Origin of the sequence: Alkalibacillus silvisoli (genome assembly GCF_039521975.1) — a bacterium.
In the GTDB taxonomy this organism is placed as follows: domain Bacteria; phylum Bacillota; class Bacilli; order Bacillales; family Alkalibacillaceae; genus Alkalibacillus; species Alkalibacillus silvisoli.
On sequence record NZ_BAAACZ010000007.1, the window covers coordinates 12,341 to 34,165 of the forward strand.

The following is a 21,825-nucleotide window of genomic DNA, read 5'->3' on the forward strand; positions in this document are numbered from 1 at the left end:
CGATTATCTTCCCGTCTGGAATGGGACGACACTTTCAATAAAGTAGGCTTCTGGTGGTGTATCAAATGTTGAGGTGAATTGGAGGTGATCAGCATCTCCTACGATAAATAGAGAAGAAGATGAGACCCCTGTAATTTCAATATTGCCTACGTTTAAGTGCTCATTTATAAAATTAACGTTCATCGGGATGCTCCTTTATTTTTAACATGTGGTCTTTAATTCCACTTAAAATTTCTTTACGTATATGGTTAGTAATGTGTGATAGACTTTCAGATTCAACTGTCATCCGTTCATGTGGGTTCATGTTGTTTAAGTATTCTTTAAGTCGTTTAGGGATTTGTTTATGAATATCTTGTAAAATTAAAGTTTTCCACTCATCTGTTAAACTGACACTATGTTCGCTTGCAATGGTATCGATTTTTTCGGGGAGTTCTTCACGCATAAATGGTTCTAATTCTTTTAAGGCATGTTGTTCAATTTCGCTTAGCCCTTGTTTTTTCGGTAAGTCAAGTTGTTCGAATGGTAAATCTCGCTGTGGTGTTAAGCCGATATTCAAAGTTCCTTCAAGTGTTTCAATTTTGAGTTGTTCAAAATGGTATTCAATTGTATCGATTGTGGTTTGTTGTTGCTCATCTTCAGAATCATCGTCTTCAGACAGTTGTTGGAGTAAGGATATAATATGTGCCATTTGTTCCATCTGGTAGTCAACTTTCTGTTCAAGGCGGTTTAACCTTTCCATAATGTAAGGATGCACATGCATATCACTCACTCCTTTATGATTGATCAGGAATTGGTAGCTTTGGAATTCTTATGAGTGGTTGATCAAGCGGTTCTGCAGGTTGTGCTGGTTCATCAAATTCGCCTGTATTATAAGAATTGGAAACAGCTTGAATGGAACCTGAACTACCGACTTGTAATACAGAGGAATTCGTAATGGCATCTACTTTAAGAAAATTGATATAAATCTGTTGGTGTACTGTTAAATTCATAATTTACCACCTTCAAGTAAGAAGCCAGGATCAATGTAAACATTGGAAACACCGATTTCAATATCGATGTTATGCCCGGTATTAAATGAACCGCCACCTGCAAATGTTTTGGCACTACTCATCGGCTGCATCATGTACGTATCACCAATATGAAACGTGCTTGATGTATCAATAGACACAACGTTAACAGCTCCGACAATTGCAGGCATATAACCAATCTCCTTTCATAGTAATATATGTGTCTTGTAGTGATTTGTCACCACAAAATTTAAGAATTAGTTTTGTCAATAAATAGGAATGGATTATAATAGATAGAGAGGTGAGAGGATGGAAGGAAACCATAATCGAATACAATCACTAGATGCGATTCGAGGCTTTGCTCTTTTGGGGATCTTAGTGGTTAATGTCTTTTCGTTTCATTCACCCCATTTTATGTATGGTGGTATTGAAATGTTTTATCATACGACGCTTGATGGGACATTGTTAGCTGTAGTTGATGTTATCTTTCAAGCAAGCTTTTATCCTTTGTTTTCCCTTTTATTTGGGATTGGGATATATATCATGTATGAACGCTTAACAGAGAAAGTGAATGATCGTGCTAAGACAATCTTAGTGAGGCGTATGGTTGTTTTAGGGTTGATTGGTTTAGTGCATGGTTTGTTTATTTGGTATGGCGATATTTTATTATCTTATAGCATTGTTGGGTTAATAACGTTATGGTTAGTACATAAGCCGATTAAATCGTTAATGAAGTGGGCGGCGTGGATGCTTGGGTCTGTGACGTTATTTATGACGTTAATTAATTATGTGAGTCGTGATTTTTTAAGTGAATATCGTGATGGTGAAGCGATCCAGCAATCCTTTGCACTTTACACAGGGTCATATCAAGATATTTTACAACGTAACCTTGCTGATTGGTTAGTAATGTTTAACCCATTTCAAGTTATCTTAGTTATTTTAACGATTTTACCTATGTTTTTAGTAGGTGTGGTCTTTGTTAAAGCAGGTTGGGTTTATAATCCAACAGAATATAGACATGTCATTAAGAAGTTAGTCATTATTTCGTTTATTATCTTTATATTCTTTAAATTCGGGCCATATGCTATTGGTAATCCTGCTTGGTTAGATTTCTTAAAACAAGGTATTGGTGGGTCATTCTCAAGTGTATTTTATTTCTTGTTATTGTTACTCATTTTTAGTGAAAATAGATTAATATTTTTACAACGTATGTTAGCTGCTGTTGGAAAGCTTTCTTTAACGAATTACTTAATGCAATCGGTCATCGCTTTTATATTCTTTTATGGTGTTGGGTTAAATTTTTATGGTGAATTAAGTGTCATTCAATTAATGACATATGTCTTCGTGGTTTATACAATTCAAGTGATATTAAGTGCTTGGTATTTAAAGAAATTTCGCTATGGTCCGTTTGAATGGATCTACCGCACATTAACTTATGGTAAAATAGGGCGGCTAAAAAGGAGGGCTTAGCATGAAGCGCGGGTGGATTGAGGCAGAATCGAAGGAATGGGTAGAAGAAGGCTTAATTGATCAGAAGCAGCGACAAGCAATTGTTAGTCGTTATAAGAGGCATTCGACGCCAACGCTGTTCTTCTTTTTAGCAGCTATTTTAATTGGTTTGGCTTGTTTATCTTTAGTAGCGGCCAATTGGACTGCTATTCATCATTTATTCCGTGTCTTGATCATTTTAGGTTTTATGTCAGCTTTCTATTTTGTTGGTTATCGTGCATTTATAAGAGGACATCATGGTGTTGGCGTTTTTGCTTATGTTGTGGCGTTATCGGCTTTTGGTTCTGGAATTTTCCTTTTAGGGGATATGTATCATTTCAGTATGAACAGTACTTTACCATTTTTTATGTGGGGGATAGCAGCGTTACTTATTTATCTTAGTCAACCCCATGTATTTATTTGGGTGTTTGGACTCATCGTTGTTTTCGTTGGACAGATGTTAGCTACAATACAATTACATGACTTTGATTGGTTTTTATTAGCACTGTTTGTGATCGCCTTTGGTACAACTGGGTATTTGTTAAAGCAAAAACGTTTAATGTGGTTGTTCACTAGTTTACTAGCGGTTCAGTTATTTGTCTTTTCGGTAAGTGAGCTAGAGTTTTATTGGTTTACGATTTTTGCATTAACTTTTTATTTAGTCAGTTATGGAGTCAAATTTGATGAAATCCAAAAGCCTCTTCAAGGAACGGCCGTTATCAGTATGTTTATCTTTGTCGTGTTTCAAGCCTTATTGTTCGATCCGTTTGTTTATAGCGAGGCGTTTGTTTTACAAGAGATTTATTATTTATTTTTAATTCCATTTTTAAGTTTAGTGATTTTATTAGCTATTCTAAATCAAGAAAAGGTTGGTTTGACACAGTTGGTCTTGTTTTTGCCTGTGTTTGTCTGGCCAGAATATACAACATTACTTGCTACTTTTGTGTTGTTCACCTTTTCAGTTGGGAAAATGGTAGAAGGTGATCAATTGTATGAAGAGTCTAAAGTGAAGTATGGCATTGTGGCGTTTTTAATTAGTATAGGTATTGTCTATATTGAGATGGCATGGGACTTCTTAGATCGTACATTCTTCTTTTTAATGGGTGGATTAGTATTATTTGGTGTTGGCATGATCTTAAACCGTTATCAACGTGAGAGGTTGAAAGGAAGTGATGAAGAATGATACGGAAACGATTTTTTTGGGTTGCTGTTACGCTACAAGTTGTCGTATTACTCTTCATGGTTACTTCTAGTTATATGTTAGACCGTTTTGGGCAAGTGATTACGATTCAAACTGAAGCTTTTAATGCTGAGGAGGTATTTTATGGTGATTATGTCCATCTTAGTTATTCAGCAGAGGAAGTTCGTCCTGAGAATTGGTTTGCTTCAGATGAAGTTAGTTCTAATCAATTGATTTATGTATTACTGACACCTGATGAAGAGGGGATCTTTCGTTTAAAGGCTGCATCTGATCGTGAAATGAGTGTTGAGGGTGATGATGTCATGCTACAAGCACGTTATAGATATCAAGATAATAATCAAATTCATCAAATTGATTTAGGCTTAGAGCGTTATCATCCACATACAGAGCAGCAAGAGGAATTGGAGTTTTCTGAAAGTCGTATGCTTGTAACAATTGCTTTATCACCTTGGGGACAGAAAAAGATTGTTGAAGTCGAAAGTGTCGGAGTTGAGCAATAAGTTATAAAATTGTGGTGTAACGTGTTGTTTTCAGTTACAATATGAAACGGAATGTTTGAATTAGATTGAGGTGCACACATGAAAGATATATCCTTTAAAGAGATCACATCACGATTCTTTGTTTTTTTAATTGGGGTTTTAATCTTAATTATGTTGAATGCAAATGGTCATGTGTTCCATGTCTTATATGTTGGGCGTTTTATGGAATTTTTCGTCATTGTGATGTTGTTAGGCGCGACGATTTATATGGCGCTGTTTATCAATAAGTTGTTAGACAGCTTTAAATATAAGTTCCAGTTACAATTGGTCGTTAATATTGTTATTGTGATTTATATTATTTATATATGGGTGACATAAAAGGAGAGAAAAGGTAAATGACAGGTCAAAGATTATTAATTTTAGAAATTGTTTTTTCATTTTTAACGTTACTTTTAATTATTTTAAATTTTGTCGTTGATCCAATTTTTATTACGATTGCTTTAATTACGGGTAGTATTATGCTTGGATTAATGGCGGCAAGGCGTTTTGTTGAAGGTAAGAAAGTGTTTGGAGCGATTATTGTTGGTTTAGCTGTTTTTGTCTTTTTAAGCGCGATTATGGAGTTTATAGCGTAACGTAAAATTGTGCCCGCTACCCCCAACAATTATTTTAGAGCCATAATTTAATAGGGCTGTCCCGAATCATCATTAGTATGACTTTCGGGACAGCCCATTTCTTTATTATAATACTTCTTTAATTTTCTCAATTGCCCATTGTAAGTCTTCTTTTTCAATGATTAATGGTGGGGCAAAACGAATAACATTTTCGTGTGTTTCTTTACATAGTAAGCCTTTTTCTTTTAACTCTTCACAATATTTACGAGCTGGCTCATTTAGCTCAACTCCAATGAATAATCCTTTACCACGGACTTCTTTAATGACAGGATTATCGATTGACCTTAATTCATCAAGCATGTATTGGCCAAGCTCTAATGAACGTTGTGCTAAATTTTCATCTTCTAAAACTTCTAAAGCTGCAAGAGACACTGCGCTTGCTAGTGGGTTACCGCCGAATGTTGATCCATGAGAACCTGGGTTAAACACACCTAAAATATCTTCATTAGCTACAACACAAGAGATTGGGAAGACGCCACCTCCAAGTGCTTTACCTAAAATAAGTACGTCTGGTTCTACGTTTTCCCAGTCACAGGCAAACATCTTACCTGTACGTGCTAAGCCAGCTTGGATCTCATCAGCAATAAATAGAACGTTATTTTCTTTACAGACATCATAAGCTTCTTTTAAAAATCCTTCTTTTGGCATAACAATACCAGCTTCACCTTGAATTGGCTCTAAAATAAATCCAGCTGTATTCTCTGTAATTGCATCACGTAAAGCATCAACATCACCATAAGGTACAATTTTAATACCTGGTAATAATGGACCGAAACCGCGCTGGTATTCTTCTTCAGATGATAGTGATACAGCTGACATTGTACGGCCGTGGAAGTTACCGACACAAGCAATGATTTCAGCTTGGTTTTCTTTAATACCTTTCACATCATATGCCCAACGACGAGTTGCTTTAATGGCTGTTTCCACAGCTTCAGCACCTGTATTCATTGGAAGTGCCATATCTTTGTTAGTCAGCTTACAAATCTTTTCATACCATGGACCTAATTGGTCGTTATGAAAAGCGCGAGATGTTAATGTAACGCGATCAGCCTGTTCTTTAAGCGCATTAATTACTTTCGGGTGGCGATGACCTTGGTTAACTGCAGAGTATGCACTTAGCATGTCCATATAACGGTTGCCTTCAGGGTCCTCAACCCAAATGCCTTCCGCTTTTGAGACGACAATTGGCAGTGGTACATAGTTTTTTGCACCAAATTGTTCTGTTTGATCGATAATCTGTTTACTGCTTTGAGTCATGAAATCCCTCCTATAATATTTTGAATCCACTTATGTAAACTCGAGTGGGTCCATGGTAATTCAACTCTTAGTGGTTAAAATTTCTAAACTAATTGTTATTATACCCGTTTGAATGGATTGTTTCAAAGTTGTCAACAATTTTATCGCACACATTTTTAAAACGTGATAGGATAGAAGCAAAGGAGGAATGGATTTATGGATCATCAACAAATGGCTTTATTACATATTTTATCCTGGAGTTCAGCAATTATTTTATTTGTTATTGCGTATGTCATGATTAAACAAAATAAAGCTGAAAAACCGGTTAAAATTTTACAGATGGTTTTACGTGTATTATATATTGTCATTATTGCAACAGGGGCTGACTTATTCTTCCGCTTTTACTTCGGTGTACAAAGTGGATTCTTTGCTGAGTCAATTGTAAAAGTTGTAGCAGGTGTATGGGTTGTTGCAGCTTTTGAGATGACATTAGCTAAAGCGAAAAAAGGTAAAAAAGAGTTTGCTGCATGGTTACAGCTAGTGTTTGCATTAATTATTGTATTAGCGCTAGGTTTCGGCCGTTTACCATTTGGATTTTTACCTTAATGATTAAAAGTCCCTTAAATGGGGCTTTTCTATTTGTTTTAAGAACTAACGTAGTTTTAAAAAGACTTTTCCCTAAAAGTGAGGTAACAACGATGAAACGTTTTACGATCGCACTATTTTCACTGATTGCTTTTATGTTAGTGTTTCCGTTTATAGGACAAGCTCAAGAAAGTGATGAGCGAAATAGTTATTATTATATATTAATCGATCGCTTCCAAAATTCTTATGAAGTAACAGAAGAAGGGGTAGATCGTGATGATCCTCATGGCTTTCATGGTGGCGACTTTTTAGGCATAGCTGATCGCATCAGTCATATTGAAGAGCTAGGCATTTCTCATGTTGTATTATCACCATTCTTCAAAAGTGATGATTATACGGGTGAACAAATAATAGATTATACACAAATCCAGGAAACGTATGGATCTGTTGAAGATATTCAATTGTTAGTAGAAGAGTTTAGTGATGCAGGAATTGAAGTGATACTACACTTTCCGATTAGTCAAGTGAGTGAAAATAGCCCGATGGTCAATGAAGATTGGGTAAATGATGATGGAGAAATTATAGTTTCTGATGAAGCAGCTCAACAATATTTATTTGAACAGATGGCAGATTGGCAGGAAACTTTAGGAACCTCAGGCTTTTATATTCCAGAGCCAGATCAAATGCCAGATGAATTTGTTGAGTTATTGACAGCTGAATTGACTGATCAATTTTGGATCGGACAATTAGGAGAGTTTAATGAAAGTCAAGTCGATTCTTTGTTAGAATCTGGATTTGATCGAGTATTACATGATGATTTTCGTGAGGATGCAGCGGAGTTGTTTAAAACAATCGAAGTAGATTATGACATGTTATTAAATGATGATTATTTAAATAACCCGGATCTTATTCATTACATGGATACGTATACAACAGACCGCTTCACACGTGCAATGGAGGAGAGTGGCTATCATCCAATTACACGATGGAAAATGGCGTTAACGTATTTATATATGACACCAAATGAACCTTGGCTATTTCAAGGAACAGAAATACCATCTGATGGTTTAGTAGAAGACAATAGTCATCATCAGATGGTGAACTTCTTAAGCGGTGATGAGCAGCTTATTCGTCACATTGAGAAGCTTGATAGTTTTACTGATCATTTTGCAGCTGTACGACAAGGTGAGATGAACGTTTTATATGATGATGATTATTTCTTAGTTTTTGAGCGTGAACATGAAGGTGATCGCGTTATGACTGCAATCAATAATAGTGGTGATTTTCAATATACTGATCTAGATCATTTCCCAGCGGATATGGAGATGCGTGGTGTAATAGAAGATGATTTAATTCGTGAAAATGATGATGGTACATACACAGTTGGCTTAGAGCGTGAATCGGCTAATGTGTATAATGTACAGCCTAATCAGGGGATTTATTGGCCACTGACTTTATTATTCTTTGGTGTGTTAGGAACATTTATCGTGTTTGCGATTGTGATGTATCTTAAAAATAGAAGAGAAGATAAAGGGAATCAATAAAGAAAACCCAGATGAAAGGTTAATTGTCCTTTCATCTGGGTATATTTATGATATAATGTTTATTTCTGCAAATCGTCTAAGAAGAATAAGGCTATTGTTCCAGGACCTGCGTGAGCTCCAATAGCTGAGCCAATTTGGTGAATGATGATCTCTTTAGGATTGTAAGCTTCTTTAAGTTTTTCAGCTAGCATGTTAGCTGTATCTTCATCATCACCATGAGTGATCGCGATTGTTTGTTCATCTAATGACTCACCGCGTTCACCAGCTAAGTCAACCATGCGGCCAACTACTTTTTTCGAACCTCTTACCTTTTCAAGTGGGATGAGCTTTCCATCTTCTACGTGAAGCAGAGGTTTAATCTTTAGCATACCACCAACGAAAGCTTGGGCCTTGCTAACACGCCCGCCTCGTTTAAGGTATTCTAAATCATCGACTGTGAAAATGTGAACCATATGATTGACATAAAAGTTAGCAGTGTCTAGGATGTCCTGAACGCTTCCGCCATTTTCGATTGCCTCTGCTAAATGGTAGGCAATTAAGCCATGCCCCATTGAAGCAGCACGAGTGTCAATGATGTAAATTTCAGGATCTGAATGCTCATCCTCAAGCTGTTGTTTAGCAATGGTAGCGCTTTGGTAAGTTCCAGATAGCTCTGAGGAGAAAGCTAGATAAATGACTGGACGGCCTTCATCTGAATACTTTTTAAATATGTCATAAAATGTATCTGGCGTTGCTTGTGCTGTCTTCGGTGCTGCACCATTTCTCATGGCATCGTAGACCGTTTGTGAGTCAATTGTATCACGGTCGAAATAATCTTGCCCTTCTAGGTGTACAATTAGCGATACGAGATCAATATCGTATTTGTCTAAGGTGTCTTTTGGTAAATCTGAACCTGAATCAACGATTAATTTTACGCTCATGGATTTCCTCCTAGATCATTCTTTCAATTATTATTATACTTAGTTTAATAGGACAAATTGCATACGTCAATGCTAGTCAGGAGGCTATTATGTTTATATTCGAAGCAAAACGGTTTGTCATTGTAATTATTGGTGCATTTTTTAACGCTATTTCATTAAACTTTTTCTTAGAACAGGCGAATGTCTTTGCGAGTGGATTTACTGGAGTTGCACAGATTTCATCTAGTATATCTCAAGATTTTTTTAATATAGATATTAGTACTGGTATTCTATTATTCTTACTTAACATTCCGGTTGTTATTTTAGGTTGGCTTAAAGTTGGAAAAGGTTTTACGATTTATAGTATTATTTCAGTCGGTTTTATGACATTGTTTCTTGAGACCATTCAGATTAGAGGGTTAGCAGACGATATTCTATTGAACGCTGTATTTGGTGGCTTGTTTGCTGGAGTGGGTGTCGGTATGACTTTAAAGTGGGGTGCATCAACAGGTGGTATGGATATCATCGCGATGGTTTTATCACGTATGAAAGACCGTCCGATTGGTGTATACTTCTTAACGTTAAATGGTGCGATCATCGTTGTTGCAGGTCTTGTATATGACCCAGAAAAAGCCTTGTATACACTTGTTACGTTATATGTGACAACGCGTGTAATTGATGCGATTCATACGCGTCATTCTAAGTTAACTGCCATGATTGTTACTGCAAAAGGACACGATGTTACAAAGGCGATTCATTCGAATATGGTTCGTGGTATTACACGTGTTCCGGCCAAAGGTGCTTTTACTGATGAGGACCGAGAAATGTTAATGATCGTTGTGACACGTTACGAATTATATGATTTAGAAAATATAGTAAAAGAAGCAGATCCAAACTCATTTACTAATATTGTTCAAACGACTGGCATTTTCGGTTTCTTTAGAAAAGAAGACGAAAAAGTGTAACCTAAAGTAGCTTAAGACGTCTAATAGAGTACAATATAATGACATGAGGTGTCTGATATGAAAAATGTTCTTTACTTGAAAGTATTTATAGTCCTTATGCTGATGTTAATCGGATGTGGTACAGGTGGACAAGATTCTTCACCTGAGGAAGATTATAATAGCGGTGATGATAAAAATGGTGAAGAAGATGAACAATTATCAGGGGTGGATGCTTTGTTGAATCAATTAACATTTGATGTTGATGTTCAAGCTGGAGAGGATAGTGTAAAGTTTGATATGAAGTTAATACATGAAGGGGAAGACGATATGACAATCTCCTTCTCCTCAGGGCAAAAGTTTGAAGTTGTTGTAACAGACTTAGAATCTGATGAAGAATTGTATCGGTTTTCTGAGGGGATGATGTTTACTCAAGCAATTGTCATGGAAGACCTCTCACCAGGTGATGAATTAGAATTCCAAGACTCCTGGGATTATATGAAAGATGGTGTACGTGTAGATCCTTCAGAGTATAAGGTAAGTGTTGAATTAATACCTTATGAAGTTAATGAAGAGTCAATTGATGATCATCCGTTTAAAGAAGAAGTGACATTTGAAGTGCCAGAATAACACAGACGATCGTGTAGAATAAGATTCGTTGTTAAAATATGAACATTATTGCCTTTGTGTTAGATGAGTTGCTATCTGATTGAAATTAAAATGCGTAGATTCCTGATTGGGATGCTTTTATCAGCGATCGAGTGAATTTATCAGCGATCGTGGGAGGTTTATCAGCGCTCAGGCATTTTTTAATGTAGCGGTATTGAAAAGCAAAAAATCCGAACGAGTTCATTCACCATGAATCGTTCGGATTTTTTATTCTTCTTTAATAACCGTATCCTTCAATTACTTTTTCTACTTTAGGGGAAAGCTCTTCCCATTTAGCATCGAATGTTTTGTTTACGGTAATGAAGTTGTAATAACCAAATACATTATCGACACCAACAAGCTCCATTAGATCATTTAAAACGTCGTGTTCACTTGTTTCACCTTGCATGACAGAGATACTATCATCACCTTCAAAAATCACACTGTCTACAGTATACTTCATTGCGTTTGGATTTGGTGTTGGTTCTGTAATTACAGCCATCGTCAATCCCTCCCTGAATTTCTCTCTTATATATTAGCACGAATTAAGCTTGGACAAAAGAAATGTTAATTAGAAAATGGTATGATTAATAGAGGAGAGGGGGGATTACATGCGTTATTTATACATAGCACTTGTAATAGGGTTGATATCATCAACAGCGATTAGTTTGTATTTATATGTTATAGAGGCATTTACAGGTAAGCAATTATTTACGTTATTATTAAATATTGATTTTATTTACACACCAAGTGAGTCAGTGCCTGAAAATGTTTACCAAGCATTTGAATATTCACTTCATGTACTAGTTGCGACATTGATCGTCTGTGTTTATTTGTATATTATTACGAAGAAAAAATCTTTATGGGAACGTCGTATGGAAATTGCCGGTTTATTATCATTTATTGCCTTCTTAACCTATTTTCCGTTAACGATTTTAGCAAAAACGACGACACCTGCACCTACAGATCTCGTCGCCATTTTTGATTGGTTTATCGCCCATGTTATATTCTTTTTTAACTTATATTACTTAACTGAATGGATGATGAATAAAGTAAAAGTGACTAAGGAGTCTTCTTAAACGTTCGTTAATTGTTCTACATGATTATATTGAAAGAATGCTTCTAAAAGTTGTTGGCTAATGGGTCCTGGTTGTCCATTAGCTATTTTGTCACCTTCAACTTCAACAACAGGTGTCACTTCAGCTGAGGTTGATGTCATAAATACTTCATCAGCTTCTTTTAATTCAGTTAATCCAAAAACCTTCTCTTTATAAGGAATATTAAGTTTATGTGCTAAGAAAAGGATATAACGCCTTGTGATACCATTTAGGATGTAGTTGTCAGCTGGGTGTGTGTATAACTTTCCGTTTTTTATGATAAAAACGTTAGTTGATGAACCTTCTGTGACGTGGTTGTCATCACGATAAAAGATAGCCTCACCTGCATTAGCATTGTTTGCTTTTTGCTTGGTCATGACATTTCCTAATAGATTTAAACTTTTAATATCACAACGTAACCAACGGAAGTCTTTCTGTAAGATCGTTTTAATTCCGTTTGCCTGTGCTTGTAAAGGGCGGGATAGCTCTAATGGATAGGCAAACAGCATAGGTTTAGCATTTTTAGGGTATGGATGATTACGCGGAGCAACACCACGTGTAATTTGTAAATAGATGCCACCATCATGAACTTTATTCTTTTTAATTAATTGTTCTAATAGTGAACTGAGGTTTTGTTCTTTGACATCATATTTAATTTCGACTTCATCTAAACTATACTGCAGTCGATCAAGGTGATCTTGCATGAGAAAGACTTCACCGTCATAAACACGGACGACCTCATACACCCCATCACCAAACTGGTGGCCGCGATCTTCCATATCAATGGTTGCTTTGTTTCGTTCAATAAATTCATTGTTTTTAAGGACAATCATCTGCTTCAGCTCCTATATCTGTGCTTATATGTTATTCATTATGTTAGTTGATATTGATTAATATGTAAATATTGAAAAAGTCTTAAAAAAGATCACTTGGCATGTAGCCAAATGATCTTTTGGTTTTAGACGATACGTTTACGAATGTAAGTACTTGCATAGTCGATAACGGTAACGACGATGATAATAACAAGTAATATCATCCCCATGTCGCTCCAATTACGTCCACTTTGTGCGAAGAAGATCATTGTACCAATACCACCAGCACCAACGTAACCTAAAATCGTAGAGGCACGTACGTCAATTTCAAAGCGGTAGATCGCATATGATAAAAATTCAGGAATAACCTGTGGGATAATTCCATGGAACATAATTTGGATTTTATTCGCCCCATTAGCTTGCATGGCTTCAACGACATTCATATCGATGGATTCAAGAACTTCAGCATAAAGCTTACCTAACATTCCTGTTGAGCCAATCGCAATTGCTAAAATACCAGCAAAAGGTGTCGGTCCAACAGCTACAACGAATAGAATAGCTAAAATAATCTCTGGAAATGCACGAACACCGCTTAGTATCCATTTACCAAAAGTAGCTAAAAAACGACTATTTGTCATGTTAAACGCAGCTAAGAACCCTAATGGTACAGCAATAATCGCTGCTGCTAATGAACCTACATAAGCAATAAATATGGTTTCAATCATCATTTCTATGACCTCAGGCGCTCTATCCCAATTTGGACTAAATAGCTGAGGGATGACGCGGTCAAAGTTAGATGAAAGGCGTTCTATGACACGTCCGAAATCAATATTAATGGATGCGAAAGTCCATACATAAAGTGCAATGATAGCTATACAAATCGCAAAGTTACGGACAATTTGTTTTGTTGATCTTGGTTTTTTTGGAGGTAGTGGTTGACTCATTATATAATCGCCTCCCTTATCTTACCACTGATGTATTCAATTACTATTACGACAGCAAATATAACGAAAATGATAGTCATAACCGCACCATAGTTGTTGAAGCTGAACTGATCCATTAGTAATGAACCAATACCACCAGCACCAACTAATCCGATTACAACAGATGCACGAATGTTAATTTCAAATACGTACAGTGAGAAAGACGTAAATTGCGGCAAGACTTGTGGAACAACACCGTAGGCAATAGCTTGAATGGTGTTAGCTCCAGAAGCACGCATCGCTTCAACTGGTTGCATGTCCGCGGATTCAACCGTTTCACTAATTAACTTAGCAAGAATTCCTAGGGAGAAGATAAATAAGGCTACAATACCGCCAAACACACCAATACCGAATAAACCAACGAAAATAACCGCCAATACAACGTCAGGAATCGTACGTAACACGTTCATAATAAGGCGAGTAGTGTTATAAACAAACCAATTCGTTGTAATATTGTTAGCTGCTAATAAGCTAACAGGAATAACAATCAGTGTTGAAAAAGTAGATGCGATGATCGCCATATGGATTGTTTCAAACAATGTATTCATAGCAGGCCCTAATATCGCCATGTTAATTGGAAATAATTTGTCTGTAATTTGAGTCATATTAGTAAATCCCCAAATTAACTCATTTAAATCAACACCTGTACGCCAAGAGCTAAACATTAAAAAGATGATAATGACAAGGAAAATGGCTGTAATTTTCGCCTTTACTCGCCAAGGTGAGAGAAGTGGAGCATAGCTGTCATCATATATGGTCGGTTTAGACATTTTGTTCGACATCTTCTTCTACACCTCCGCGTAAATCATCTTCACGGATTGAACGACCATAGATTTCTTCAAATGTTTCTTCAGTTACTTCTGAAACCGGACCATCAAACACCACTTCACCAGCTCTCATTCCGATGATTCGATCAGCGTATTCCATCGCCATATCAATGAAGTGTAAGTTAACAATTGTTGTAATACCATCTTCTTTATTGATTTTGCGTAAATACTTCATCACTTGGTGAGAAGTAGGTGGGTCAAGTGATGCGACAGGTTCGTCGGCTAAGATATATTTCGGTTTTTGCGTAAGAACACGTGCGATACTAACTCGCTGTTGTTGGCCACCGCTTAATTCATCTGCACGGTTATAAAGTTTATCGTCAATATTGACTCGTTTAAGGCTTTCGTATGCTAGAGCTTTATCATCTTTACTAAAAAGGTTGAAGACAGATCGTACAGTTCCTGTGTGACCTAAGCGTCCAGCTAATACATTTTTGATGACGTTATTTCGTTTAACTAAGTTGTAACTTTGGAAAATCATCCCGATTTTCGTGCGCAACTTACGTAGGCCGCGTCCTTTGTAATTTAAAATGTTGTCACCATCGACGTGTAATTCACCTTCTGTAGGCGTTACAAGTCGATTAATGCTCCGGATAAAGGTTGATTTTCCAGCACCTGATAAACCAACGATCACAACAAACTCACCGTCTTCAATTTTTACATTGACATCTTTTAAACCTTGATGTCCATTTGGGTAAACTAATGACAAATCTTTTAATTCAATCACAATTTCCACCTCATGCCTGTAAGTTTATGCAAGATAAATAGATTATTGCACAATCTAATTTCTGAGTATTCTTAAAAGTTTTCTATAACCTAAAAGGGAGGATTGCTCCTCCCTTTTTTAGGTTAAACGTTCATTTTAATAATCTATTAGTCTAATGTAACTTCATCTCTAAAACGTTCGTAAGTTTCAGCTACAACATCATACTCAGAATGTTCAGCTTCTTCAATTGCATCCCACGTGTAAACATCATTCATAATTTGAATCATGTCTTCATCTTCATTGAATGAAAGGAATGCTTCACGAATTTCATCAACTAAATCATCATCTAGTTCTTTGATGACTGAGATTGTATCGTTTGGAATATGATCTGTGTAGTCAATTACTGTTAATTCATCAAAAATATCTGGGTAATCTTCTTCTAAATTATCACGAACATCATCGAACGTTGTCGCAACATCTGCATCACCATCATAAACCGCGATAGCTGCTGTATCATGACCACCAACTGAAACTGTATCACCAAACCAGTTATTAGTTAGGTCGCCTTGTGATTCAAGGTCAAACTTGTCCATTAACTGAGAAGCAGGGAATAAGAACCCTGAAGTTGATGTTGCATCAGCATAAGCCCAAATTTTACCTTCTAGGTCTTCTAACGTTTCAATACCAGAATCTGAACGTACAACATATTGAGCTTGATAAGAAGAATCACCATGTCTAATAGATTTTAAGATTACATCGACATCATAATCTTCATTAGCAATTACATAACCGAATGCTGGGATGAATCCGATATGCACCTGCTGTGAACCCATCGCTTCAACTAGTCCGTTGTAAGTCGTCATTGTAAGTGCATCAACGTCTTTACCTAGAATCTCTGATAATTCTTCAGCTAGAGGTTCTACTGTTTCTGCGATTGTATCAGAATCTTGAGAAGGTACAAACCCCATAACTAACTCATCTGGGTTACCTTCATCACCACTTGTACCACATGCAGCAAGGAACATGATTAATGTTACCATTGCAAATGTTAGGAACTTTTTCAAAACTGTCTCCCCCTTGAAAATGATCAATTATTTTAAAACAACTTAATTATAAATAATTTATGACATTAGTACTACATAATTTGCGGAATTTGATGTAAATTTACAATATCTTAACAAAAAAAGAGTGACACAAGTCGTTTTGTGTCACTCTCTAAAAGATCATTATCTGTACTGGTTTAAATCATTTTCTAGTTGTTTTAATTCTTGTTCTTCTTCGGGCGAACTTTGCTCATATGCTGATTGGATACATTGTTGGATCGCTTTAATTTCTTGTTCCTCTGCTTGGGCTTGTCCTTGGTGTTGTTGATCTCTTCCGGTCATGTTTTGTATAGCTTGTCTCGCTTGGTTTAAAAATTTGTTCTCCATTAAAATCCACCTCGGTTGTAATAGTTCTGCTCTTTACGCTTTCTGTCTTGTTGTGTGAAAGCGCGACTTCCTGTTTTCGACTGAGGATTTGCACGGTTATTTGGCTGCTGCTGTTTCTTCTGGCGCATAAAGCTTCCTCCTTTAATGGATATGAAGTAATGCTCATTTACGATCCTAAAGTTCATTGGGTGATGAAATCAGCGTTAGCTTTACAGATCAAACCTTGAAAATGAACACGATTTATCGCGTTCAAAAATAGTGTGTGTCGTACTGTTTAAAATATGATTGGTTATTTTTGCGTAGTATGGTGTCTTATAAAGTAATTGAAAATAGGAAAGAATAATGAATGATATTGTAGAGCTGGAATTAAAAAAATCCGGCAAATGCCGGATTTTCTTAAATGAAGAGTTATTAATTAAACATTTTTAGTTAATTCGATTTTAGGTAAATTTAAATATTCTTGTAAAAATTGTGCAACACCATCATCGTGATTCGTTGAAGTAATTTCATTTGCCAGTGACTTTAACTCATCAATTCCGTTATCCATTGCAACTCCGACTCCAGCATATTCAATCATTTCAAAGTCGTTGTCTTCATCACCAAATGCAATGATTCGATCTTTTGGAATATCATAATCTTTAGCAATTTTTTGAACGCCTACAGCTTTATGCATATCAGAACGAATGACTTCAATGACATGGAATGGAGCGCCCCATTTACGATGATCGACAACTGATGCGTGACGATCAGTTAGAGTTTGGCGAATCGCATCAACCCGGTCATCGAATGGATGAATTAATACTGATGAAGGATCTTGTGGTAAATGATCTTTTATTTTACCAAAAGTTGCTGGTGTGTCTAGACCGAATTGGAAAAACTTTGTAATATCATGGTTGTTTTCATATTCAATATAAACATCATCCATAATTTCAGCTAGGATATTTTGGACTCCAACATCATAACAAGTGTCGACAATGTCATGAGCGACATCTTTTGGAAGGGGTGAATGCTGATGGTCCCAATTAACTTGTTTTGGATGATGGGTAAAAGCCCCGTTCATATTGACGATTGGTGAACTTAATCCCATTTGTTGATAATACTGCTTACTTGCTCTGAATGGCCTTCCTGTTGCAATCGCGACGATATGTCCCGCTTCTTTCGCTGATTCAATTGTTTTAAGTGTTTGATCAGATATCACCTTATTGTTATTTAATAAAGTACCATCTAAATCTAACGCGATTAGATGCTTTTTCATACCCAATTTCACCTCATTACCCTTTTTATATCTAATTAAATTATTATAACATATTTTTCTTGAAATGTCATACTTAATTTATGTTGATCTGTTGGCCAAGCAGTGGTGAATGGCTAATGTTTGTAGGAATAGTTCATTTCATTTACTATAGTAATAAAATGAAAAGGGGAGAATCACACATGGGAATTGTCATTGACCATCAACTCGTTGATGATATACCAACACTGATCATACATAAGCAAGATCAACAAGTCGCTCCACTACCAGTAGTCGTTTATTTCCACGGATTCACAAGTGCAAAGGAACAAAACTTAGCGATTGCCTATTTATTAGCAGAAGAAGGATTCCGAGTGGTACTACCGGACGCTTTACACCATGGTGAACGGCAGGGGGAAGTAAGTAATGACCAAATTCAATTTAATTTTTGGAAAATAGTTCAAAAAAATCTAATTGATTTACATAAACTTAATGAGTGGCTAATGAAAAATGGCCTATTAGAAGCGGGGCGTTTAGGTGTAGCTGGTACTAGTATGGGTGGCATTACAACTGCAGCAGCATTGACACAGTATCATGAGGTTCAAGTAGCTGGATTAATGATGGGCTCAGCAAAGCTACAGGAGATGGCTCATTATTTATTAAAAGGGATTGAACAACAGGGTATTCAGCTCCCCTTTACAGATGAAGAAATAAAAGCACAAGTAGAGGAATTAAAGCAAATTGATTTATCAGAACAAGTTGAAGTTATTAACGAACGCCCATTATTAATTTGGCATGGGGAAGAGGATCATGTCGTTCCATTTAACCATGCTGTAAGCTTTCATGATCAATTACAGCAAGCTGGATTTGAACAAGTCAAATTTGTTAGTGAGAAAGGTCGCGATCATAAAGTGAGTCGCAGTGGTATGTTAGAGTTGACCAATTGGTTTAAAACTTATTTATAAGTGATATATTTTACTTTAAAATTTGACTTAAACATGTTTATAATAAAGTAAGAATGTTGAAGGAGGACTATGCATGGATCAAGCATTAGAAGAGAATCTGTGGGGAGCCGTTGAGAATGTAATCGACCCAGAGCTTGGTATTGATATTGTAAACCTAGGTCTTGTTTATAATATTGAATTAGACGAGGAAGGTTTATCAACAGTTACAATGACATTAACAGCAATGGGTTGTCCACTAGCGGCAACAATTGAATCAGATGTTAAAAATGCACTTGCAGATATACCAGAAGTAGATGATGTAGAAGTTAATATCGTTTGGAACCCACCATGGACAAAAGATCGTATGTCACGTTATGCGAAAATTGCTCTTGGCATTCCGGACTAAAACTTGGTTAAAAAAAGTGATGTCACCTAAGTTGACATCACTTTTTTTAATGTTTTTGATCCCCCTGGCTGTGCCAGCGGTTTCGTAAAGTTTAGCACATACTGCATGGGGCATGTACGATACTTAATGTATTGGCTTAATTAAGAGGGAGAGATTATGTTGACTAAAAAAACAGTTATTGTTGGATTGGTTGGGAGTTTTGTAGTTGTTAATTTGGTGGTAATGGTTTGGTTGTATTCTAATTTCAATGAAGGTGTAAGTAAATCTGATCAAACGACCCATGACAAATTAAGGCAGTATATAAATAGCTTTGAAGAGCTTGAATCTTCTTATAATATAGATTTTGATAGTTCAACTAATCGTGCAGTTGATCATGTAAGTGTTCAAATTCAATATGTCATTGGATTGGTTGAACAAGAGATTATTAATAAGGAGCTTGAAAATGTAAAGGTTGAAAATATTGACAATATCTTATTTGAAATCAGAGATTCGAGTGATTCTATAAAAGGTTTAGTGTCTAGTGAAGGTTTTTTTAGCAAAGAGAGACAGTATTTAGAATCTAGTTTGGATACTTTGCAATTATTGGAAGATTTAATAGATAGATTTAAACAGGAAACCACCAACTATACCCAAAAGGATCATTAAAGTAAATGTTGTTTTACTCATATTCCTCATCCATTCTATCTGTTTTAATTGATGGATAATATTGTACTTTATAATGGTAGAAAATTCTAATATTTTATAAAACAATTAGATATTTATGTTTTGCCGATAATAGCAACAATCTTTTAAAGAAAAATAATCGCCAACACACCAACAGCCATACAATAATAAGCAAAGTATTTAAGCTTACCAGCAGTCATGACATTGATAAATAATAATAATGCAAAGTATGAGGCGATGATCGCTGCGATTAACGCGATGACATATAAGATGAATTGACTGGATAGTTCAGGGCTGTTTAACACATCATTTACAGCAAAAATCATCGTGCCAACACTAACTGGAATATACATCAAAAATGAGAATCTGAGAGCACTTCGGCGTCTAAAACCGACTAACATAGCTGCTACGATCGTTGCACCTGAGCGGCTAATTCCTGGCACTAAAGCAATCGACTGAGCAAACCCAACAATAATTGCATCAGTCAGCGTAATTTCTCCATCACCTTTATAGCCTTTTAAGTTTCGAATAATCCATAAGGCAATAGCTGTTAATATTAAAGTGACACCGACCAATTTAACATGGCTTAAAATCCCACTAATCACATCTTCAAATAATAAGCCCATAACGCCTGCGGGGATCGTTGCAATAAAAAGTAAAAATAAATAATAAAAGTCTTGTTGGGTTTCTTGTTTACGATTAATTATATGACGGCTACCGTTAACGGCTAATTGGATGATATCTTTTCGATAAATCATGATAACCGCAATAAGGGAGCCGAAATTAATAAATGCCTCAAATGTAATGCCAGGATCATCAACACCTAACATTGATCGAAGCATGACTAAATGTCCGCTTGATGATACGGGTATAGGCTCAGTAAAACCTTGAAACACGCCTAAGAAAATAAACCTTATAATTTCAATCAACTCAGCCATTATATTTACCTCCTATAGACTCCCCTTTAAATATGTAAAACCTGTGCACATGTCTTGGGCTGTTTGAATACATTGTACTTAGAAAGGGGAGGTTACATTGGTACATCATACAAAAGGTCACAATTATGAGCTTTGTAAAAATCACATGAAACAACATGTCCTAGTTGAAACGACAACAGGTGATCAAGTTGAAGGTTATGTCATAGACTTAGATGATGAACATGTCCATTTGGTTGTACCGTCACACCAAATTCCTGAATTACCAGTGCGGTTCGGCGGCCCATTTGGGGGTTATGGAGGATATGGTGGTTACGGTCATTATGGCTATGGGTATCCACCACAAGGATATGGTCTAAGTCGGTTAATTATTCCATTAACATTTGTAGCTGCGCTAAGTTTATTACCATGGTAAATGGATAAAAAAAGAGGTTGACTTCCTTCAACGAGTGGTAAGTCAACCTCACTTGCTATTCATTCGGTTTATCCTTAAGAACTCCTTCACTTAAGATCACTGTTACTAAAGTAAATGTAACTGCAATGGCAACAGTACCTGTAAGGTCAAATGAATAACCAGCCATACTACTGATTACATATACAATCATTGCACTAAGTAAAAAGCTCCAAATAGCCGTCCAAATTACACGCATATTTTTCACCTCATTTATCATTACGTTCCATTCTATAGTTTATCAAAGCTACAATAAAAAATAAATATAAAAATTTTGGCGAATTAGATAAGCTTATTAAAAATAAATAAGGAGATTAGATTTTTATGAAGGTTTTTGTCTATCCTTGTTTTGAGAAGTTGGGTTATCAGCTCGTTGATTATTACTTGAATAGTGGAAACAAAGTCGTTGGTTCTGGGTCGTTAACGACAGAAGATGAAATGTTTTATTTTGCGATGGTTGGAAGAAATGCTAATTTTCAATTTGTAGAGGACCTTAAGGAACTTGATGGGCGGGAATCGTTTGATCAGGCGTTTATAATTGATGAAGAAGTCGATGTTCAAGCTAAGCAAATATTTAAAATAACGACCAATGAAAGCTAAAATTCAGAAATTTAAACACTTGCTATTTTAAAATTTTG

32 protein-coding genes are annotated in these 21,825 nt (G+C 36.1%); 15 read left to right on the forward strand and 17 right to left on the reverse strand.

Annotated features, from left to right (window positions below):
• Positions 1 to 3: 3 nt before the first annotated feature.
• The 4 genes from ABDZ63_RS03580 to ABDZ63_RS03595 are packed head-to-tail and all read right to left on the reverse strand — an operon-like array spanning position 4 to position 1,198.
• On the reverse strand, positions 4 to 183 hold the full coding sequence (locus ABDZ63_RS03580; RefSeq protein ID WP_343781836.1) for a spore gernimation protein GerPD: 180 nt from the start codon (positions 181 to 183) through the stop codon (positions 4 to 6).
• Complete coding sequence (gene gerPC, locus ABDZ63_RS03585; protein ID WP_343781837.1) at positions 173 to 760, reverse strand: spore germination protein GerPC; 588 nt, start codon at positions 758 to 760, stop codon at positions 173 to 175. The genes ABDZ63_RS03580 and gerPC overlap by 11 nt, the downstream gene beginning before the upstream one ends.
• A gap of 13 nt (positions 761 to 773) precedes the next feature.
• On the reverse strand, positions 774 to 989 hold the full coding sequence (locus ABDZ63_RS03590; protein WP_343781839.1) for a spore germination protein GerPB: 216 nt from the start codon (positions 987 to 989) through the stop codon (positions 774 to 776).
• Positions 986 to 1,198, reverse strand: coding sequence for a spore germination protein (locus ABDZ63_RS03595; protein WP_343781840.1), 213 nt, complete (start codon positions 1,196 to 1,198; stop codon positions 986 to 988). Before ABDZ63_RS03595 ends, ABDZ63_RS03590 begins: the two co-directional genes overlap by 4 nt.
• 118 nt (positions 1,199 to 1,316) lie before the next feature.
• Here ABDZ63_RS03595 and ABDZ63_RS03600 point away from each other — a divergent pair, with 118 nt between their 5' ends.
• The 5 genes from ABDZ63_RS03600 (at position 1,317) to ABDZ63_RS03620 (ending at position 4,810) form a co-directional block, all read left to right on the forward strand.
• Positions 1,317 to 2,477: a DUF418 domain-containing protein gene (locus ABDZ63_RS03600; protein ID WP_343781841.1), complete on the forward strand. Its 1,161-nt coding sequence runs from the start codon at positions 1,317 to 1,319 to the stop codon at positions 2,475 to 2,477.
• A 1-nt stretch (position 2,478) separates the two neighbouring features.
• A complete protein-coding gene (locus tag ABDZ63_RS03605; RefSeq protein ID WP_343781842.1) occupies positions 2,479 to 3,678 on the forward strand; it encodes a DUF2157 domain-containing protein in 1,200 nt (399 codons plus the stop codon).
• Positions 3,675 to 4,196: a GDYXXLXY domain-containing protein gene (locus tag ABDZ63_RS03610; RefSeq protein WP_343781844.1), complete on the forward strand. Its 522-nt coding sequence runs from the start codon at positions 3,675 to 3,677 to the stop codon at positions 4,194 to 4,196. The genes ABDZ63_RS03605 and ABDZ63_RS03610 overlap by 4 nt, the downstream gene beginning before the upstream one ends.
• 78 nt (positions 4,197 to 4,274) lie before the next feature.
• Positions 4,275 to 4,553: a hypothetical protein gene (locus tag ABDZ63_RS03615; RefSeq protein ID WP_343781845.1), complete on the forward strand. Its 279-nt coding sequence runs from the start codon at positions 4,275 to 4,277 to the stop codon at positions 4,551 to 4,553.
• 17 nt (positions 4,554 to 4,570) lie between these two features.
• Positions 4,571 to 4,810, forward strand: coding sequence for a hypothetical protein (locus ABDZ63_RS03620; RefSeq protein WP_343781847.1), 240 nt, complete (start codon positions 4,571 to 4,573; stop codon positions 4,808 to 4,810).
• Positions 4,811 to 4,915: 105 nt separating this feature from the next.
• On the opposite strand, the gene ABDZ63_RS03625 is transcribed toward ABDZ63_RS03620, so the two are convergent.
• Positions 4,916 to 6,106 (reverse strand): ornithine--oxo-acid transaminase, encoded by a 1,191-nt coding sequence (locus ABDZ63_RS03625; RefSeq protein ID WP_343781848.1) that lies wholly within the window; start codon positions 6,104 to 6,106, stop codon positions 4,916 to 4,918.
• Positions 6,107 to 6,301: 195 nt separating this feature from the next.
• On the opposite strand from ABDZ63_RS03625, the gene ABDZ63_RS03630 reads away from it, so the two are divergent.
• Positions 6,302 to 6,691: a DUF1516 family protein gene (locus ABDZ63_RS03630; protein ID WP_343781849.1), complete on the forward strand. Its 390-nt coding sequence runs from the start codon at positions 6,302 to 6,304 to the stop codon at positions 6,689 to 6,691.
• 92 nt (positions 6,692 to 6,783) lie between these two features.
• Positions 6,784 to 8,214, forward strand: coding sequence for an alpha-amylase family protein (locus tag ABDZ63_RS03635; protein WP_343781850.1), 1,431 nt, complete (start codon positions 6,784 to 6,786; stop codon positions 8,212 to 8,214).
• A 59-nt stretch (positions 8,215 to 8,273) separates the two neighbouring features.
• On the opposite strand, the gene ABDZ63_RS03640 is transcribed toward ABDZ63_RS03635, so the two are convergent.
• Positions 8,274 to 9,134 carry a DegV family protein gene (locus ABDZ63_RS03640; RefSeq protein WP_343781852.1) on the reverse strand — a complete coding sequence of 287 codons (861 nt, stop codon included), beginning with the start codon at positions 9,132 to 9,134 and terminating at the stop codon, positions 8,274 to 8,276.
• An 89-nt stretch (positions 9,135 to 9,223) separates the two neighbouring features.
• Between ABDZ63_RS03640 and ABDZ63_RS03645 the strand changes: the two genes are divergently transcribed.
• On the forward strand, positions 9,224 to 10,078 hold the full coding sequence (locus ABDZ63_RS03645) for a YitT family protein (RefSeq protein ID WP_343781853.1): 855 nt from the start codon (positions 9,224 to 9,226) through the stop codon (positions 10,076 to 10,078).
• A 57-nt stretch (positions 10,079 to 10,135) separates the two neighbouring features.
• On the forward strand, positions 10,136 to 10,684 hold the full coding sequence (locus ABDZ63_RS03650; RefSeq protein ID WP_343781854.1) for a BsuPI-related putative proteinase inhibitor: 549 nt from the start codon (positions 10,136 to 10,138) through the stop codon (positions 10,682 to 10,684).
• 256 nt (positions 10,685 to 10,940) lie between these two features.
• Here ABDZ63_RS03650 and ABDZ63_RS03655 read toward each other — a convergent pair whose 3' ends face one another.
• A complete protein-coding gene (locus tag ABDZ63_RS03655; RefSeq protein ID WP_343781855.1) occupies positions 10,941 to 11,204 on the reverse strand; it encodes a NifU N-terminal domain-containing protein in 264 nt (87 codons plus the stop codon).
• 109 nt (positions 11,205 to 11,313) lie between these two features.
• On the opposite strand from ABDZ63_RS03655, the gene ABDZ63_RS03660 reads away from it, so the two are divergent.
• Positions 11,314 to 11,781 carry a hypothetical protein gene (locus ABDZ63_RS03660; RefSeq protein WP_343781857.1) on the forward strand — a complete coding sequence of 156 codons (468 nt, stop codon included), beginning with the start codon at positions 11,314 to 11,316 and terminating at the stop codon, positions 11,779 to 11,781.
• On the opposite strand, the gene dat is transcribed toward ABDZ63_RS03660, so the two are convergent.
• The 8 genes from dat to ABDZ63_RS03700 all read right to left on the reverse strand — a co-directional run bounded on the left by dat (position 11,778) and on the right by ABDZ63_RS03700 (position 17,812).
• A complete protein-coding gene (gene dat / locus ABDZ63_RS03665; protein ID WP_343781858.1) occupies positions 11,778 to 12,632 on the reverse strand; it encodes a D-amino-acid transaminase in 855 nt (284 codons plus the stop codon). The genes ABDZ63_RS03660 and dat overlap by 4 nt on opposite strands.
• A 125-nt stretch (positions 12,633 to 12,757) precedes the next feature.
• Positions 12,758 to 13,555, reverse strand: coding sequence for a phosphonate ABC transporter, permease protein PhnE (phnE, locus tag ABDZ63_RS03670; RefSeq protein ID WP_343781859.1), 798 nt, complete (start codon positions 13,553 to 13,555; stop codon positions 12,758 to 12,760).
• On the reverse strand, positions 13,555 to 14,376 hold the full coding sequence (gene phnE / locus ABDZ63_RS03675) for a phosphonate ABC transporter, permease protein PhnE (RefSeq protein ID WP_343781861.1): 822 nt from the start codon (positions 14,374 to 14,376) through the stop codon (positions 13,555 to 13,557). Before phnE (ABDZ63_RS03675) ends, phnE (ABDZ63_RS03670) begins: the two co-directional genes overlap by 1 nt.
• Positions 14,357 to 15,148, reverse strand: a complete 792-nt coding sequence (gene phnC, locus ABDZ63_RS03680) for a phosphonate ABC transporter ATP-binding protein (protein ID WP_343781862.1) — start codon at positions 15,146 to 15,148, stop codon at positions 14,357 to 14,359. The genes phnE (ABDZ63_RS03675) and phnC overlap by 20 nt, the downstream gene beginning before the upstream one ends.
• A gap of 146 nt (positions 15,149 to 15,294) precedes the next feature.
• Positions 15,295 to 16,191: a phosphate/phosphite/phosphonate ABC transporter substrate-binding protein gene (locus tag ABDZ63_RS03685; protein WP_343781864.1), complete on the reverse strand. Its 897-nt coding sequence runs from the start codon at positions 16,189 to 16,191 to the stop codon at positions 15,295 to 15,297.
• Positions 16,192 to 16,353: 162 nt separating this feature from the next.
• Positions 16,354 to 16,557 (reverse strand): DUF3813 family protein, encoded by a 204-nt coding sequence (locus tag ABDZ63_RS03690; protein ID WP_343781865.1) that lies wholly within the window; start codon positions 16,555 to 16,557, stop codon positions 16,354 to 16,356.
• On the reverse strand, positions 16,557 to 16,685 hold the full coding sequence (locus tag ABDZ63_RS03695) for a hypothetical protein (protein ID WP_343781866.1): 129 nt from the start codon (positions 16,683 to 16,685) through the stop codon (positions 16,557 to 16,559). The genes ABDZ63_RS03690 and ABDZ63_RS03695 overlap by 1 nt, the downstream gene beginning before the upstream one ends.
• Positions 16,686 to 16,972: 287 nt before the next feature.
• Complete coding sequence (locus ABDZ63_RS03700; RefSeq protein WP_343781867.1) at positions 16,973 to 17,812, reverse strand: Cof-type HAD-IIB family hydrolase; 840 nt, start codon at positions 17,810 to 17,812, stop codon at positions 16,973 to 16,975.
• A 179-nt stretch (positions 17,813 to 17,991) separates the two neighbouring features.
• On the opposite strand from ABDZ63_RS03700, the gene ABDZ63_RS03705 reads away from it, so the two are divergent.
• The 3 genes from ABDZ63_RS03705 to ABDZ63_RS03715 all read left to right on the forward strand — a co-directional run bounded on the left by ABDZ63_RS03705 (position 17,992) and on the right by ABDZ63_RS03715 (position 19,783).
• Positions 17,992 to 18,753, forward strand: coding sequence for an alpha/beta fold hydrolase (locus ABDZ63_RS03705; protein ID WP_343781869.1), 762 nt, complete (start codon positions 17,992 to 17,994; stop codon positions 18,751 to 18,753).
• 73 nt (positions 18,754 to 18,826) lie between these two features.
• Positions 18,827 to 19,138, forward strand: coding sequence for a metal-sulfur cluster assembly factor (locus ABDZ63_RS03710; RefSeq protein WP_343781871.1), 312 nt, complete (start codon positions 18,827 to 18,829; stop codon positions 19,136 to 19,138).
• Between the two features lie 159 nt (positions 19,139 to 19,297).
• Complete coding sequence (locus ABDZ63_RS03715; protein ID WP_343781872.1) at positions 19,298 to 19,783, forward strand: hypothetical protein; 486 nt, start codon at positions 19,298 to 19,300, stop codon at positions 19,781 to 19,783.
• 143 nt (positions 19,784 to 19,926) lie between these two features.
• Here the strand turns inward: ABDZ63_RS03715 and ABDZ63_RS03720 are convergent, their stop codons facing one another.
• Positions 19,927 to 20,739, reverse strand: a complete 813-nt coding sequence (locus tag ABDZ63_RS03720; RefSeq protein ID WP_343781873.1) for an undecaprenyl-diphosphate phosphatase — start codon at positions 20,737 to 20,739, stop codon at positions 19,927 to 19,929.
• Positions 20,740 to 20,836: 97 nt separating this feature from the next.
• Here ABDZ63_RS03720 and ABDZ63_RS03725 point away from each other — a divergent pair, with 97 nt between their 5' ends.
• Positions 20,837 to 21,151, forward strand: a complete 315-nt coding sequence (locus ABDZ63_RS03725; protein WP_343781875.1) for a hypothetical protein — start codon at positions 20,837 to 20,839, stop codon at positions 21,149 to 21,151.
• Between the two features lie 55 nt (positions 21,152 to 21,206).
• Here ABDZ63_RS03725 and ABDZ63_RS03730 read toward each other — a convergent pair whose 3' ends face one another.
• Positions 21,207 to 21,386: a YjzD family protein gene (locus ABDZ63_RS03730; RefSeq protein WP_343781877.1), complete on the reverse strand. Its 180-nt coding sequence runs from the start codon at positions 21,384 to 21,386 to the stop codon at positions 21,207 to 21,209.
• 125 nt (positions 21,387 to 21,511) lie between these two features.
• On the opposite strand from ABDZ63_RS03730, the gene ABDZ63_RS03735 reads away from it, so the two are divergent.
• Positions 21,512 to 21,787 (forward strand): hypothetical protein, encoded by a 276-nt coding sequence (locus ABDZ63_RS03735; protein ID WP_343781878.1) that lies wholly within the window; start codon positions 21,512 to 21,514, stop codon positions 21,785 to 21,787.
• Positions 21,788 to 21,825 lie beyond the last annotated feature (38 nt).